Source organism: Clostridium sp. NSJ-145, from assembly GCF_021044725.1.
GTDB classification, from domain to species: domain Bacteria; phylum Bacillota; class Clostridia; order Clostridiales; family Clostridiaceae; genus Clostridium; species Clostridium disporicum_B.
In genome coordinates, this window is the sequence record NZ_JAJNOS010000012.1 from 74,539 (window position 1) to 89,835 (window position 15,297).

A 15,297-nucleotide genomic window follows, 5' to 3' on the forward strand; every position below is an offset into this window, starting at 1 on the left:
ATAAAATAACTGTAAGAGAGATAGTCTAATGATAGATTTTCTCTCTTTTCTAAGATAAAGAGTATGAAATTATTAAAAATAAAATGTAATAATAGAACTACAAAATTACAAGGGTATATTTTTGAAAATATATACATTCATATTGACAAGGAAAAAAGCATAATATAAAATATTAAGTAATTGAGAATGAATATCAATATTAAATAGAGGTTGGAGTATAGGAGTTAAGAATGAGTACAATAGGTTTTTACAAAAGTTTAAACAATATGGAAGAAAGAGAATGTATTGAAAAGTTTTTGATTTTTAATGCATCTCTAGTGATATCAGAAGCAAAACCGTCGGCAACAATAACGCTAAAAAAAGGTATTGATAGTATTTATGAAAAATGGTGCAAGTATGGAGAAAAATTTTTGAAGTCTATAGACATAAACTATATTAGTTTGAGAGAATGTGAAAATGCATTAATTATTTTAGTATACGATAAAAAACAATTATCTAATTATATATTTAAACAAGAAAATAAGCATTTTTTAAATAAGATTGGATATAGTGATGAAAATGATTTAGATATTTATTTAGAAAAATTAAAAAGAAGATATAATGAATTTAACTGCCCTCATGAATTAGGAGTTTTTTTAGGGTATCCTCTTGAAGATGTAAAAGACTTTATGAATTGTAGTACTAAGAAGTGTTTAGCTTGTGGGTATTGGAGAGTGTATAACGATTATAGTACTGCCAAAGAAGTTTTTAATACTTACGACATGATAAAAGAAAAAACGGTGAAGTATATTTTAAAAGGGGATTCTGCTCACAAGGTATTTTGCAATTTAAAAAATATTATAAGTGAGTTGGATGGTGTAGCAGTATAAAAATTAACTATAATTAACCAATATAAAAGAAGGGTGAGTATGTATGAGTATAGTAATTGTTGGTGGACATGATAGAATGAGCAAGCAGTATATTGATATGTGTAAAAAATATAATTGTAAGGCTAAAGTTTTTACACAGATGGAAACTGGGTTTAGAAATAAAATAGGAAAACCAGATGCGGTAATATTGTTAACAGATGTAGTATCGCATAAATTAGTATTAGCAGCTAAAAAAGAAGCAGACAAGAAAAATATAACAGTGATTAGAAATCATAAGAGTACAGTGAATTCATTAGAAACAGTAATTAAACAAATAGCATCTAATTAGAAGGTATTGATATGCTTATAACAATTAACAAGAAAAGAGTCAATTTTATAAAGATAGACTTATAAAAGTACTTATAATTAAAATGATTATAAGTACTTTTTTATTTTAAAGAAAAAGTTTGAAATATTGTTAAAAAACAACTTGATAATAATTATCAATTAGTGTATATTAAATAAGGTGATAAGAGTTATCAATTAAAACGAAATATCAATGGAGGACGATATTATGATGATAAATAAAAGGTTAATTAACCTTTGTAAAGATTCAAAAAAGTATATAGCACTTACTATATTAGCAAATTGGATCGCAGTGCTATGTAATATAGTAATTATAATTTTAATAGGGCAATTTATTAATAAGATATATTTAGGAGAAAGATTAAATTTAATCAATAGTAATATTTTTGCTGCTATGGCAGAATTTAAGGTAGTTGGACCAATTTCATTATTAGGAGCAGTAGCAATAATTGTTATGTTGTTAGCTATAAGATATTTAAGCAATATTTTATATGCTAAGTTTTCTAATGCAGCATCAGCAAATGCAAGAGTAACATTAAGAGAACTTATATATAAAAAATTATTAAAGCTTGGAACAGGTTATACTTCAGTAGAAAGTACATCAGCTGTAGTACAAGTTGCAGTTGAAGGTGTAGAACAGTTAGAAATATACTTCGGTAAATATTTATCTCAATTATTCTATGCATTATTAGTACCAGTAACACTATTTATTTTTATGAGCTTTATATCATTTAAAGCTGCATTAGTATTTATTTTATGTGTACCGCTTATACCAGTATCAATAATAGCTATCCAAAAGATTGCAAAGAGAATATTAAAAGATTATTGGAAATCTTACTCTGACTTAGGTGGAACTTTCTTAGAAAATCTTCAAGGATTAACTACTTTAAAAGTATTTAATATCGATGAAGAAAGACATGAAAAAATGAATACAGAGTCTGAAAAGTTTAGAAAGATAACAATGAAAGTTTTAAGTATGCAGCTTAATTCAATAACTATTATGGATTTAGTAGCTTTTGGTGGAGCAGCAGCAGGAACTATAGTAGCTTTACATCAATTTAATAATGGTGAAATTCCTGTAGGAAGCTTACTTATAATAATATTACTTTCTTCAGAATTCTTTATTCCATTAAGACTTTTAGGGTCATATTTCCATATTGCAATGAATGGTATGGCAGCTAGTGATAGAATGTTTGGAATTTTAGATGCAGAAGAAAGAGAAAAAAATATAACTGTTAAAGAAAACACTAAATTTGAAGAAATTTCAGTAGAATTAAAGAACGTTGATTTCAGCTATGATGGTGAAAGAAAAGTATTAAATAATATAAATATGGAGATTACTCCAGGTGGATTAGTTGCTATAGTAGGGGAAAGTGGTTCTGGTAAGAGTACAATAGCATCACTTATATTAAATAATTACAAAGTAACAAGTGGAGAAATTTTATTAAACAAAAATAATATTGAAAATATATCATTAGATAATATTTATGAAAATATAGCTTTAGTATCAACTAACAGTTATATATTTAATGGAACTATTTTAGATAACCTTTTAATGGCTAAGAAAGATGCAACTCAAGAAGAAATTGATAAAGCATTAAAAACAGCTAGATTATTTGATTTTGTAGCTGGATTAAAAGATGGTTTATTAACAGATGTTGGACAAGCAGGTAGTGCTTTATCAGGTGGTCAAAAACAAAGATTAGCATTAGCTAGAGTAATACTTGCAAATAAAGATATGATAATATTTGACGAAGCAACATCTAATATAGACGTTGAAAGTGAAGAAAGTATTTGGGAAGCTATTTATGAACTTTCTAAAGATAAAACTATTTTAGTAATATCTCATAGATTAGCTAATGTTGTAGATGCAAAACAAATATATGTTATGAATAAAGGTATATTAGTTGAAAATGGAACTCATGAAGAGTTAATGAATGATAAGAAACATTATTATGATATGGTTAATAAACAAAATGAATTAGAAATGATAAGGGAGGTTTGCTAATATGAAAAGAAGATCAGGCTTCCAGATAATGAAAAGGCTAATAGTTGAATTAAAACCGTTAGCTCCAATTATGCTAATAACTATAAGCATGGGTGTTATAGGATTTTTAGCAGCAATAGCAATAGCAAGCTTTGGTGCAATAGCTATAGGTACACTTATAGGAGATATAACATTCATAAGCTTTACAGGTGCTATGGTAGTTATGGTTTTAAGTGCAGTATTTAGAGGATTTTTAAGATATGCTGAACAGTTATCTGGTCACTACATAGCATTTAAAATACTATATATATTAAGAGATAAGATATTTGGTAAGCTTAGAAAACTTGCGCCTGCAAAACTAGAAGGTCAAGAAAAAGGTAATCTTATATCACTTATTACATCGGATATAGAGCTTTTAGAAGTATTCTATGCTCATACTATAGCTCCAATATCAATTGCAGTAATAACAAACAGTATAATTGCAGTAATTCTATATATGATAAACCCATGGTTTGGATTATTATCAGTAGTATTCTTCTTAATAGTAGGATTCGTTATACCATATGCTTCATCAAGTCTTGGAAAAGAAGCAGGAGTAGCTTATAGAAACATGTTTGGTGAATGTAATAACTATATACTTGATTCTTTAAGAGGGTTAAAGGAAGTTTTATTATTTGGAAATGGTGAAGAAAGATTAAAAGAGATTAATTCAAAATCTCATAGAATAAACGAAAGTCTTGATAAGATAAAAGAACATGAAGGAATAATAAGAGCTATAACTGATTTAACTATAATGGTTGCTATATTAACTTTTGTAGGTGTAGGATTCCAACAATATTCAGTAGGAAAACTTTCATTTACATGGATGTTAGTAGGAATAGTAGTAATAGCATCATCATTCGGACCAGTAGTTGCTTTAAGTAATTTATCTAATACATTACTTCAGACTTTTGCATGTGCAGAAAGATTATTTGATCTTATAGATGAAGAACCTCATGTAGAAGAAGTTTTAGAAGGGCATGCAGTAAATGGTGATTCAATATCTTATGAAGATGTAACATTCTCTTATCCAAATAGAAAAGAAAAAATATTCGATAATACATCTGTTCATATTGAAAAAGGTGATAAGATTGCACTTATAGGTGAGAGTGGAATTGGAAAGAGTACATTTGTTAAGCTTATGATGAGATTCTGGGACGTTAATGAAGGTAAGATTAAGCTTGATAATAAGGATATTAAAGAGGTTGCAACAGACTCTATAAGAAGTAGCCAGACTTTAGTAAGTCAGGAAACATATCTATTTAATGAATCAATTTTAGATAATATTAAAATAGGAAATATCAAAGCATCAAAGGAAGAGGTTGTAAAGGCAGCTAAAATGGCTTCAATACATGAATTTATTGAAAGTCTGCCAAAGGGATATGATACAAAAGTTGGAGAGCTTGGAGGAAATCTTTCATCAGGAGAAAAGCAGAGAATAGGTCTTGCAAGAGCATTCTTAAGCGATGGAGACGTATTAATATTAGATGAGCCTACAAGTAATTTAGATACTTTAAATGAAGGCGAAATTTTAAAATCTATAAAAGAAAACTGTGAGGATAAAACAATAGTTCTTATATCTCATAGAAAATCAACTACAGCAGTATGTAATAAAACTTATAAGCTAGAAAATAGCAAGCTTGTGTTGAATTAATTATATGAAATAAAGAGGATTTAAAAGTCCTCTTTAATTTTAATTGTTAGGTGATAATGATTATCAACAATATTTGTGATAGGAGAAATTAATAATGGGGAGAATTGATAGGGAAAAGAAAACTATTAAATTAATGATAGATATATATTGCAGAAAAAAACATGGAATGAAAGATGGGCAACTGTGTGATGAGTGTCAGGAGTTATTAGAATATGCTCATAAAAGATTAAGTTATTGCAAATTCGGTGAAAATAAATCTACTTGTTCGAGATGTCCTATACATTGCTATAAAAAGGATATGAAGGAAAAAGTCAAAAAAGTTATGAAATTTTCAGGACCGAGACTTATAATTTATAACCCAGTAGAATTAATGAAACATGCATTAAATAAGTAGGGAGGATATTAAGATGAATAAGATAAAGAAGTATATTTATATAACTGTAGGATTAATTGCTTTTGCACTAGGGGCCATAGGGGTAGCATTACCGATATTGCCAACAACACCATTTTTGCTTTTAGCATCATTCTGTTTTGCTAGAGGATCTGAAAAATTTAATATATGGTTTACAAATACAAAAGTATATAAGAAGCATTTAGAAAGTTTTGTTAACGAAAGAGCAATGACTTTGAAACAGAAAGTGTGCTTATTAGCTTTTGCTGATTTTATGCTAGCTTTCCCAATGATATTAATAGATAATCTACATTTAAGAATATTTTTAGTATGTCTTATACTTTTTAAACTTTATTACTTTACGTTTAGAATTAAGACTATAAAACCACAAGTGGAAAAAGTTAATTAGGATATATATTTATACAAAGGAGAAAGTATTATGGAAAGAATATCGTCATCATTTTTTATGCTGGCATTAATATTATATTATATACCAAAGATTTTAAAAATTAGAAAGAATAAATACATTAAAGCTCATATAGCTATAGGGAGCGTATCAATATTAGCAATGATAATAGCGTTAATACAGAAATTTGGGCAACCTGATTTCATAAAATATATAGGCTTTTCTATTATAATGATATTAATAGGACTTACAGGATATTTCTTTAAAAATAATCCTAAGTTATATAGAAAGCTTCATATTATAGCTACACTATCATTTTTCGTATATTTATTTGTAAGCATAAAATTTCTTTAAAAATAATGTATTTAACTTATAGGGATATAGGTTAAAAATGATTTAGATAAGGCCAATATGGCAAAACTTATTAAATGAGGTGTTGCCATTATGAAATCAGAGATAGATATAGATTTAAATAATCCCCTACCTTACATTTTTTTAGTTTTTATCCTATCATCTTTTTTCTATAAAACATATAGTAGTGATAAGCTGCTGGCAATTGCGATTGTCAGTGGCTTTTTTCTGTTGTTACTGTTTTATAAAGGTATTTTTATTACTGCTATTATTTCTTTATTTTTTGCAGTAGGATTATTTAATAATCATCAATTTTACAACTATATTCCAGATAATATTGAAGAGATAAGAATAGATACTATAAAATCATACTATGTTAGAGGTAAAATTGGTGGGAGAAATGTATACTTAGACATAGAAATTGATGAATTAGTTGTTGGAGATAAAATATTAGCAATAGGAAAATTTAATAAAAATCTAGATTTATCTAAAGGAATAATAGGTGAGTACAAGGTTGAAAGTTATAATGTTTTAAAAAAGGATTTTATAAGTTATTTATACTATAGAAGAGAAAGATTATATGAAGCAATAAAATCTAAGTTAGGGAGAAGGAAAGCAGGCTTTATTACATCAGTAGCTTTTGGATACTCTGAGGCCATTGACAATGAAGATAGAGATGATATGAAGGTATTTGGTATTTCACATGCTATAGCCGTCTCAGGGCTTCATATGGCTATTGTATATGGAATACTAAAGAAGCTATTTGGTAGTAAATTAAGTTTAGTTATAGCTTTAGCATATGTATTATTTACAGGGGCATCTCCGTCTACTGTGAGAGCTTATATTATGATACTGATAATGAACTTTGCTTTAGTAGTTAAGAGAAATTATAACCCAATAGCAGCGATATCTTTAGCTGGAATAATCTTATTAATAGTAAGACCATACGATTTATTTAGCTTAGGATTTGTTTTATCCTTTTTAGCTACTTTAGGAATAATATTATTTAATAAAAAACTAAATAAAAAATTATATAAGTTACCTAAGAAGATTAGAGAAGTGGTATCGGTATCTATATCAGCACAAATATTGACATTTCCTATTTTAATATATAGTTTTAATGAATTTTCTTTAAATTTTTTGATAGGAAATATCTTCATAATACCTATTATTAATATCTTAGTGCTTATAGGAAATTTACTATTGATATTTTATAAGATTACTCCAGTATTTAACTATTTATTATATCTATGTTATTGGTGTATTAAATTTATAGATAATATAATGGATTTCTTCTGGGATTATAAAATTGATATATTATATTTAAATTTTACAATAGCATTTTTTTATTCTATTCTTATAATTACTTATTATTTTTATAGGAAAGGTTATAAAAAGTTTATATTGCTACCGATAATATCATTAATATATATTTTTATATTAAATTATAATCCTATTCCTAATATAAGATATTATAAAGAAGGAGCATTATTAGTTAGTTTTAGAGGTGAGAATATATTAATTCAAACAAAAGCATTAGTAGATAAAGTAAAGCTTAAAAAAATAACTATGTCGGATAATATTTATAAAGATTTTAATGAGATAAACATAAAAGATAAAATAATAATAAAAAAGGAAGGAAAAAATTATAAATTAGAAACTGTTAAAAAAGAATATATGTTAGTGGTGAATAAAGAGAAAATAGATACTGAATATGATATAATAGATTTCAGCACAGGTGACTTGCAAGAAGTAATTATATTTGATGATAAAGTAATTTCAAGGTGATAAGGAGAGAAAAATAATCTTGATAAATTTAGAACAGTTTGAAGATGAAATTAAAAAAAATAAAATAGCTAACTCATATATATTTTGTGGATTAGATGAAGAATTAATCAAGGAGAGTATTGATTCGATAGTAAAAAGAACTATAAGTAAGGATTCATTAGACTTAAATTTAATAAAGCTTGATGGATTGCAAACAACTTGCCAGGAAATAGAAAATGCTTGTGAGACTATGTCTTTTTTTGGAGATAAAAAGGTTGTTATTGTTTATAGAGCCAATTTTTTAAGAGAAAAAACAGATAAAGAAGGTACTAAAATTTATACTGAAGTTTCGAATTATGTAAAAAATATGACTCCAGATACTATCCTTATAATGTATTATTTATTTAATGATAAAAGAGAAAATCCTAAAAAAAATAAAAAGTTATCAAGTTTAGATAAATATATGAAGGTAGTTCATTGTGATAAATTAAAAAAAGACAAATATTATAAGAAAATTGAAGATATGTTTAAAGATAAAGGAAGAGCTATTGGTAAAATTCAAGTTAAATATTTTGCAGATAAAGTAGCTAATAATTTTGACATTATTAAAAGAGAGATAGAAAAATTAGATGCATATGCATGGGGAAGAGAAATAACAAAAGAAGATATAGATAAATTATTAAACTCTAAAAGTGAAGATGATATATTTGATTTAGTTGAATACATATCACAAAGAAAAGTCGAAAAAGCGTTAGATTTATTAGATGAATTATTATTTAAGGCAGATCAGCACATGCTTATAATAACATCTATACAAAATCATTTTAAGAGATTGTATGAATTTAAGGTGTATTTATCTAAGGGTAAAAGAGTAGACTTTTTTATGAGTAAATACAGATTACCACAATTTGTGTGTGAAAAAATAATGAATCAATGTCAAAAATTTAATTTAAAACAATTAAATGAGCTTATAAAGATATGTGTTGATGCAGAAAATAAATTAAAATCATCAGCATCAGATAAGCAAACTGAAATGGAGCTTATGCTTTTTAAAACATTTATGGTAAAATAATAGCCGGTGATTACTCACCGGCTTTTATTTATTACGCCATAGCGTTTAATTTTGCAGCTAATCTTGATTTCTTTCTAGCAGCCATGTTCTTGTGAACAGTTCCTTTTTGAGCAGCCATGTCTAAAGACTTAGCAGCTTTAACGAATAAAGCTTTAGCTTCTTCAGCGTTGTTAGCAGCTACAGCAGCTTCAAACTTCTTTATAGCAGTTTTTAAAGCTGATTTAACCATTCTGTTTTCTAAAGTCTTCTTTTCAGTAACTTTAATTCTTTTCTTTGCTGATTTTATGTTTGCCATTCAATTCACCCCCTTAAAATTTTATAGGGCCTCTGCAGTTTTTGGGGAATCTGCGTACGAGTTCATTTTTAACATAAGTTATTATAACACCGAAACTTTGTAAGTTCAAGTATGAAATTAAAAGTTATTTGGGAAAATAATTTTGATGATATAAGAAAAGCTAAGGAGGAAAGATATGATTAATATAAGAACAGACCTCGCAATCGAGGCTAAGCAAGCATATACAGAAGAAAATAAGAGAGAATTGGATGGCGTGAAAGTTGACGAAGAATATGAAGGAGAGGTTAAAATTACCACTGTAACTATAGAAAGTGATGAGGCTGGACGTGAACTTGGAAAGCCAAAAGGCCACTATATAACCCTTGATATTCCAGATTTTGCACTATATGACGGTGAAAGCATGGATGAAGTATCAAAAGTTTTTGGTAAAACTTTGAAGAAATTAGTAGATATAGATAAAGATAAGTTAGTATTAGTAGTTGGATTAGGAAATTGGAATGTTACACCAGACGCATTAGGTCCAAAAGTTGTTGAAAAAACAATGGTAACAAGACATATTAAAGAATTAATGCCAGATGCTATAGATGATTCTGTAAGACCTGTATGTGCATTGGCTCCAGGTGTTTTAGGAATAACAGGAGTGGAAACAGGGGAGATAGTTAAATCTTTAGTAGATAGGATAAAACCAAGTTTAGTAATCTGTGTAGATGCATTAGGAGCTAGAAAGCTTGAAAGAGTTAATAGAACTATACAAATTGGAGATACAGGAATTTCTCCAGGAGCTGGTGTAGGAAATCATAGAATGCAAATAAATGAAGAAAGTTTAGGATGTAAAGTAATAGCAGTAGGAGTTCCTACAGTTGTCCATGCAGCTACTATAGTTAATGATACTATGGATTTATTATTAGATGAACTAATTAGTAAAGCAGAAACAGGTAAGGAGTTCTATAATATGCTACATTCAGTAGATCGTGCAGAAAAGAATGCATTAATAAGAGAAGTATTGACTCCTTTTGTTGGAGAACTTATGGTTACACCTAAAGATGTAGATTTAGTTGTAGAAAATTTAGCTAAAGTTGTAGCAAATGGAATAAACATAGCAATTCAACCAGATATGGAATTAGAAGATATAAATAAATTTCTAAATTAGTCTAGTGGTGAATGATTATGTCAACCCTCCCATATACATAAAGTGTAAGGGGGGATTTTTATTTGAAAGGGTATATAGATATAAGAAATAAAATTGCAAAAAGAAAATGTTTTAGGGTCAAATATATAATATTTCTTATAGTGATTCTATTTTTTTCTTTTAGATTTTTACAGGTTATGAATACAAAAAATGAAAATGAAAGTTTACCATATTTACAACTTTTATATAAGTAAAATGTCTTTTTTAAAGCTTTTACTAGTTTTTTTATAATTAAAGTTAAGAATTTGATGTATGAAATATTTTTGGTTTGTATTAATAATTATGTAAAACCCTCATATACATAATAAAAGAAACATACTACTCACATGAGTTTATATATGTAAGTTCAAATAACTAAATTTAAGATTTAGATTTTTACTTAAAAGTATGGAGGGATATTTACATGGAAAGATATTATTCAAATAACTTTAAGTTTAACAGAGGAGGACCTATAAATAATCTTAGGGCAAGAGGAAAAACAAAATTTAGTATTGGATATATAGTTATGATTTTGATTGTTATATTTTTAGCCTTTAGAGCTTTTAATGTTATAAATAGCTATAGTGAAAGAGGGGCTTTGCCATATGTTCAATTATTAAATTTTTCTATGCCTGTAGTCGAGACAACAGTTTATGATGAAAGTGTTCATTATGAAAGCAAACTAACATTAAAGAAGGTTATTGCAGAAACATTAGGATTAACTAAAATAAGTACTTCTAGCATTATAGGAAATGAGATAAGTTTATTTAAGAATATAGGAAATCCGGAAGTAACAAGTAAATCAAGTATACCGTTTTTATCACGATATGAAGTAAGTGAAAATAGTATAGCTAAGGTTACGGAGGAAGATTTAGCGCAATTAAATGCAGTAAGTGAGGCTTTTGATCCAAATTTAAAGTCCATATTAGAACCTTTAAATATTAAAGTTCTAATATATCATACTCATAGCCATGAAGGTTATGCAGAAATAGGATCAGATGCTAGATGGAATACCGATAATGAAGATATTAATGTAATAGGTGTCGGAGATGTTTTAGCTAAAGAGTTAGAAGAAGGCTATGGAATAACAGTAATACATGATAAGACTATTCATGATAATAATTATACTGTATGTTATGATAGGTCACAGGAGACCCTTCAAAATTATCTAAATGAATATGGAGATTTTGATTTGATAATAGATTTACACAGAGATTCTGTGGAAGATAAGAATCTTGTGACAGCTAATATAAATGGACAAGATTTAGCTAGAATAATGTTTGTAACAAGTGTAAATAGTAGTAGATTGGAAGCTAATACAGCTTTAGCTAGTAGTTTAGCAGGAATAACAAACAATTTATTTCCAGGACTTATGAGAAATAAAGACATATTCCATTATGAAATTGGAGGTATAAATGGATTTAATATGAGTTTGAGTGATAACATTGTCGTTTGGGAAGTAGGAGCAAATGTAAATACATCAGTTGAGGCAAAACTTTCAGCTAAGTATATGGCAAGAGTAATAGCAGAGTACTTTAAAGAGTAAAAATAATTGAATAAAATTATAAAAAAGTGAGCATCCTTATAGCTAGTAAGTTAGGGGGTGCTTTTTTTATGAAAAAGTATTTTATATTTTGTATAATTGCAATATTAATAATAGTAAGTGTAATAAAAATAAATATAATAAATACAGAAATTCTATCTCCTGTGGGGAATTTCCAAGATAATTTTAATAAAATAAATGAAGAATTTGGTGAGGATTTTTCAGAATTTATTATGGATAAATCGCCGATGAAAATTTATTTAGGAGAAGAGGGAGATAATTCTGCAACAGTAAAAATAAATAAAAAAGAAATTAATTTAACCAAAAATAATCCGTTTTTGAAAATTTTTAATCCTGTTATAGATTTTTTTAAAAATAGTTATAAGAAAATAGAAGAAAAGTTTAATGAAAAAACAGAGAGCAAAGAAAATGTTAAGGAAATAGAAAATAAGGGTGAATTGGAAAACGTAGTTGAAGATTTTATTAATTCTTTAGAAGGTGAATAATATTTTTAATAATTACACAGTAATAAGTTATAGTTATAACCCAATATTCTTGACACCTCCTCGGTGATATATGTTATAATTTAGCTTGATTTAATTAAATGGGGGTGAAAAAGCTGCTTTATTGTTTAAAGTAGTTAAGATATATGCAAAGTAATAGACAATCAAAGATAAGAAATTTCTCAATAGTAGCTCATATAGATCATGGTAAATCAACATTAGCAGATAGACTATTAGAGATAACAGGAACCCTTACCCAAAGAGAAATGGAAGAACAAGTTCTTGATAATATGGAGATTGAAAAAGAAAGAGGAATAACTATTAAATCTCAAGCAGCAAGACTGGTTTATAGACGTCCGAATGGTGAAGAATACATATTAAACCTTATTGATACTCCAGGTCACGTAGACTTTACATATGAGGTTTCAAGAAGCTTAGCTGCATGTGAAGGAGCTGTATTAGTTGTAGATGCAACTCAAGGAATACAAGCACAAACTTTAGCTAACTGTTATTTAGCATTAGATAACGATCTTGAAATAGCTCCTGTTATAAATAAAGTTGACTTAGCATCAGCAAGACCTGATGAAGTTAAGCAAGAAATTGAAGATGTTATAGGAATAGAAGCTCATGATGCACCTATGATATCTGCAAAAACAGGTTTAAATGTAGAAGATGTTTTAGAAACGATAGTAGAAAAAGTTCCAGCGCCATCAGGTGATGAAGAAGCACCATTAAAATGTTTAATATTTGATTCATACTATGATAGCTACAAAGGTGTAGTATGCTATGTAAGAGTAATTGATGGTAAAGTTAAGCCTGGTACAAAGATTAAGCTTATGAACACAAATAAGGTTTATGATGTAACAGAAGTGGGAGTATTTACTCCAAGACTATTACCAATAGGTGAGTTAATGGCTGGAGATGTTGGTTATATAACAGCTTCAATTAAAAATGTTGCAGACGCAAGAGTTGGTGACACTATAACAGAAGCAGATAGACCAACTGAACATGCACTTCCAGGGTATAAGAAAGCAGTACCAATGGTTTACTCAGGTATATATCCAGTAGATGGTGCTAAATATGATGAATTAAAAGAAGCATTAGAAAAACTACAAATAAATGATGCTGCTTTAGATTTCGAACCAGAAACATCAATAGCTTTAGGATTTGGATTTAGATGCGGATTCTTAGGATTACTTCATATGGAAATAATTCAAGAAAGAATTGAAAGAGAATTTAATTTAGATATTATTACTACTGCTCCATCAGTTATTTATAAAGTTACAAAGACTAATGGAGAGATGATAGAACTTACGAATCCAACTAATTTACCAGAACCAACAGAGATAGATTTTATGGAAGAGCCAGTAGTTAAGGCTAACATAATATCACCAACTGATTACGTTGGAGCTATAATGGATTTATGTCAAGAAAGAAGAGGAACATTTATTGATATGCAATATCTAGAAGAAACAAGAGTTTCTATAGCTTATGATATTCCATTAAATGAAATAGTTTATGATTTCTTTGACACATTAAAATCAAGAACAAGAGGATATGCATCATTTGATTATGAATTAAAAGGTTATGCAAGAACTGAACTTGTTAAGCTTGATATATTACTAAATGGAGATGTAGTAGATGCATTATCTATGATTGTTCCAAAAGAAAGAGCTTATCATAAAGGTAGAGGTATAGCAGAAAAGTTAAAGGAAATAATTCCAAGACAAATGTTTGAAGTACCAATTCAAGCTGCTGTAGGTTCTAAAGTTATAGCAAGAGAAACTGTTAAAGCGATGAGAAAAGACGTACTTGCTAAATGTTATGGTGGAGATATATCAAGAAAGAAGAAGCTTCTTGAAAAGCAAAAAGAAGGTAAGAAGAGAATGAGACAGGTAGGTTCTGTTGAAGTTCCACAAGAAGCATTTATGGCTGTATTAAAAGTAGACTAATATATATAAAGGAGCTGTTGACAAAGTGAACAGCTCCTTATTTATTTATAAAAAATATTATCTATATAATTATAAAGCTCTGTTAAATCAAGAGAATCAGCAATATTTTTTAAGAGAGAAACTTTTTTGTAATCATCCATTTCAATATGATCAGGAATTATTGGATTTAATCTAAAATAATTTTGCATAAATAATTCTTTGCAATAAATATCTTCAACTAGACTAGAGCCTTCTAAAAGAATAGTTAATATAGGAGATTTAATGCTTATAAATGGATCAAATGCCCATTGAAGCATACCCCATTTAGCTGTATTAGAGGCAATTTTATTTGGATAGTTACCAGTACCTATAGAAAGTATTCTTAGTTGACTAGAACTACTTATAGAATCCAGTTTACTAAGTGCAAAGAATGAAGCTATTGGAGTAGGATTATTTACAACAACTCCCCCATCTATAAAGCCTTTATGAGATGGGAAATATGTAGGAGCAGCAGAACTAGCAAGTGCAGCATCAATAACAGAGAATTCAGCAGTAGTATTATCAGTTAAATTATTTAAAAAAACTGGTTCCCAAGAGTTTGATGTGAAGCCGTTAGTGCTAAAGGTAGGAATAAAAACATAAGGATGTAAATCTTTTAATTTTAAGCCTTCTGGAAAGTTAGCTTTCAGTTCTTTTAATAAATTTTTACTGCTAAATTTGGGTATAAAAAAATTCGGTCTTTTTTTTGAAAATATTTTTTTTATATTTTCTTCATTGTAAAGATTATCAATTGCATAAGAATTTTTTGAATATGCTAAATATAGTGCAATTATTGAACCGGTTGAGGTGCCAGCAAATAAATCTATATCTTCTAATAAAGTAGGATATTTTTGAGTTAATCTAAGAATTATTCTAGTTGAAAGAGCACCTTTTATACCACCACCGTCAAAAGATAGAATTTTAAAATTCTTCAATG

At 27.9% G+C, this 15,297-nt stretch carries 15 protein-coding genes; 13 read left to right on the plus strand and 2 right to left on the minus strand.

Annotated elements, in window-relative coordinates:
• Positions 1 to 230 precede the first annotated feature (230 nt).
• The 9 genes from LQE93_RS11810 (at position 231) to holA (ending at position 8,881) form a co-directional block, all read left to right on the plus strand.
• Complete coding sequence (locus tag LQE93_RS11810) at positions 231 to 869, plus strand: DUF3793 family protein (RefSeq protein WP_055267379.1); 639 nt, start codon at positions 231 to 233, stop codon at positions 867 to 869.
• 43 nt (positions 870 to 912) lie between these two features.
• Positions 913 to 1,197, plus strand: coding sequence for a DUF2325 domain-containing protein (locus LQE93_RS11815; RefSeq protein ID WP_055267381.1), 285 nt, complete (start codon positions 913 to 915; stop codon positions 1,195 to 1,197).
• Between the two features lie 225 nt (positions 1,198 to 1,422).
• Positions 1,423 to 3,222: an ABC transporter ATP-binding protein/permease gene (locus LQE93_RS11820; RefSeq protein WP_231073810.1), complete on the plus strand. Its 1,800-nt coding sequence runs from the start codon at positions 1,423 to 1,425 to the stop codon at positions 3,220 to 3,222.
• A gap of 1 nt (position 3,223) precedes the next feature.
• Positions 3,224 to 4,894: a thiol reductant ABC exporter subunit CydC gene (cydC, locus tag LQE93_RS11825; protein ID WP_055267385.1), complete on the plus strand. Its 1,671-nt coding sequence runs from the start codon at positions 3,224 to 3,226 to the stop codon at positions 4,892 to 4,894.
• Positions 4,895 to 4,988: 94 nt separating this feature from the next.
• On the plus strand, positions 4,989 to 5,288 hold the full coding sequence (locus LQE93_RS11830; protein WP_055267387.1) for a nitrous oxide-stimulated promoter family protein: 300 nt from the start codon (positions 4,989 to 4,991) through the stop codon (positions 5,286 to 5,288).
• A gap of 13 nt (positions 5,289 to 5,301) precedes the next feature.
• Positions 5,302 to 5,694, plus strand: coding sequence for a YbaN family protein (locus LQE93_RS11835; RefSeq protein ID WP_055267389.1), 393 nt, complete (start codon positions 5,302 to 5,304; stop codon positions 5,692 to 5,694).
• A 30-nt stretch (positions 5,695 to 5,724) separates the two neighbouring features.
• Positions 5,725 to 6,045: a hypothetical protein gene (locus tag LQE93_RS11840; protein ID WP_055267391.1), complete on the plus strand. Its 321-nt coding sequence runs from the start codon at positions 5,725 to 5,727 to the stop codon at positions 6,043 to 6,045.
• Positions 6,046 to 6,135: 90 nt separating this feature from the next.
• Entirely contained in the window at positions 6,136 to 7,830 is a 1,695-nt protein-coding gene (locus tag LQE93_RS11845) for a ComEC/Rec2 family competence protein (protein ID WP_231073812.1), read from the plus strand.
• A gap of 19 nt (positions 7,831 to 7,849) precedes the next feature.
• The gene (gene holA / locus LQE93_RS11850) at positions 7,850 to 8,881 is read left to right on the plus strand and encodes a DNA polymerase III subunit delta (protein ID WP_231073814.1); all 1,032 of its coding nucleotides are present in this window, start codon (positions 7,850 to 7,852) and stop codon (positions 8,879 to 8,881) included.
• Positions 8,882 to 8,912: 31 nt separating this feature from the next.
• Here the strand turns inward: holA and rpsT are convergent, their stop codons facing one another.
• A complete protein-coding gene (gene rpsT / locus LQE93_RS11855) occupies positions 8,913 to 9,176 on the minus strand; it encodes a 30S ribosomal protein S20 (protein ID WP_032117965.1) in 264 nt (87 codons plus the stop codon).
• 175 nt (positions 9,177 to 9,351) lie between these two features.
• Here rpsT and gpr point away from each other — a divergent pair, with 175 nt between their 5' ends.
• From gpr to lepA, 4 genes are all read left to right on the plus strand, one after another.
• Positions 9,352 to 10,326: a GPR endopeptidase gene (gene gpr, locus LQE93_RS11860; RefSeq protein WP_055267397.1), complete on the plus strand. Its 975-nt coding sequence runs from the start codon at positions 9,352 to 9,354 to the stop codon at positions 10,324 to 10,326.
• Between the two features lie 442 nt (positions 10,327 to 10,768).
• Complete coding sequence (locus LQE93_RS11865; protein ID WP_231073816.1) at positions 10,769 to 11,890, plus strand: stage II sporulation protein P; 1,122 nt, start codon at positions 10,769 to 10,771, stop codon at positions 11,888 to 11,890.
• Between the two features lie 68 nt (positions 11,891 to 11,958).
• Positions 11,959 to 12,393 (plus strand): hypothetical protein, encoded by a 435-nt coding sequence (locus LQE93_RS11870; RefSeq protein WP_055267403.1) that lies wholly within the window; start codon positions 11,959 to 11,961, stop codon positions 12,391 to 12,393.
• A gap of 143 nt (positions 12,394 to 12,536) precedes the next feature.
• Positions 12,537 to 14,342 (plus strand): translation elongation factor 4, encoded by a 1,806-nt coding sequence (gene lepA, locus LQE93_RS11875; RefSeq protein WP_055267405.1) that lies wholly within the window; start codon positions 12,537 to 12,539, stop codon positions 14,340 to 14,342.
• Between the two features lie 41 nt (positions 14,343 to 14,383).
• On the opposite strand, the gene LQE93_RS11880 is transcribed toward lepA, so the two are convergent.
• Complete coding sequence (locus LQE93_RS11880) at positions 14,384 to 15,295, minus strand: patatin-like phospholipase family protein (protein WP_231073818.1); 912 nt, start codon at positions 15,293 to 15,295, stop codon at positions 14,384 to 14,386.
• Between the last annotated feature and the right edge of the window lie 2 nt (positions 15,296 to 15,297).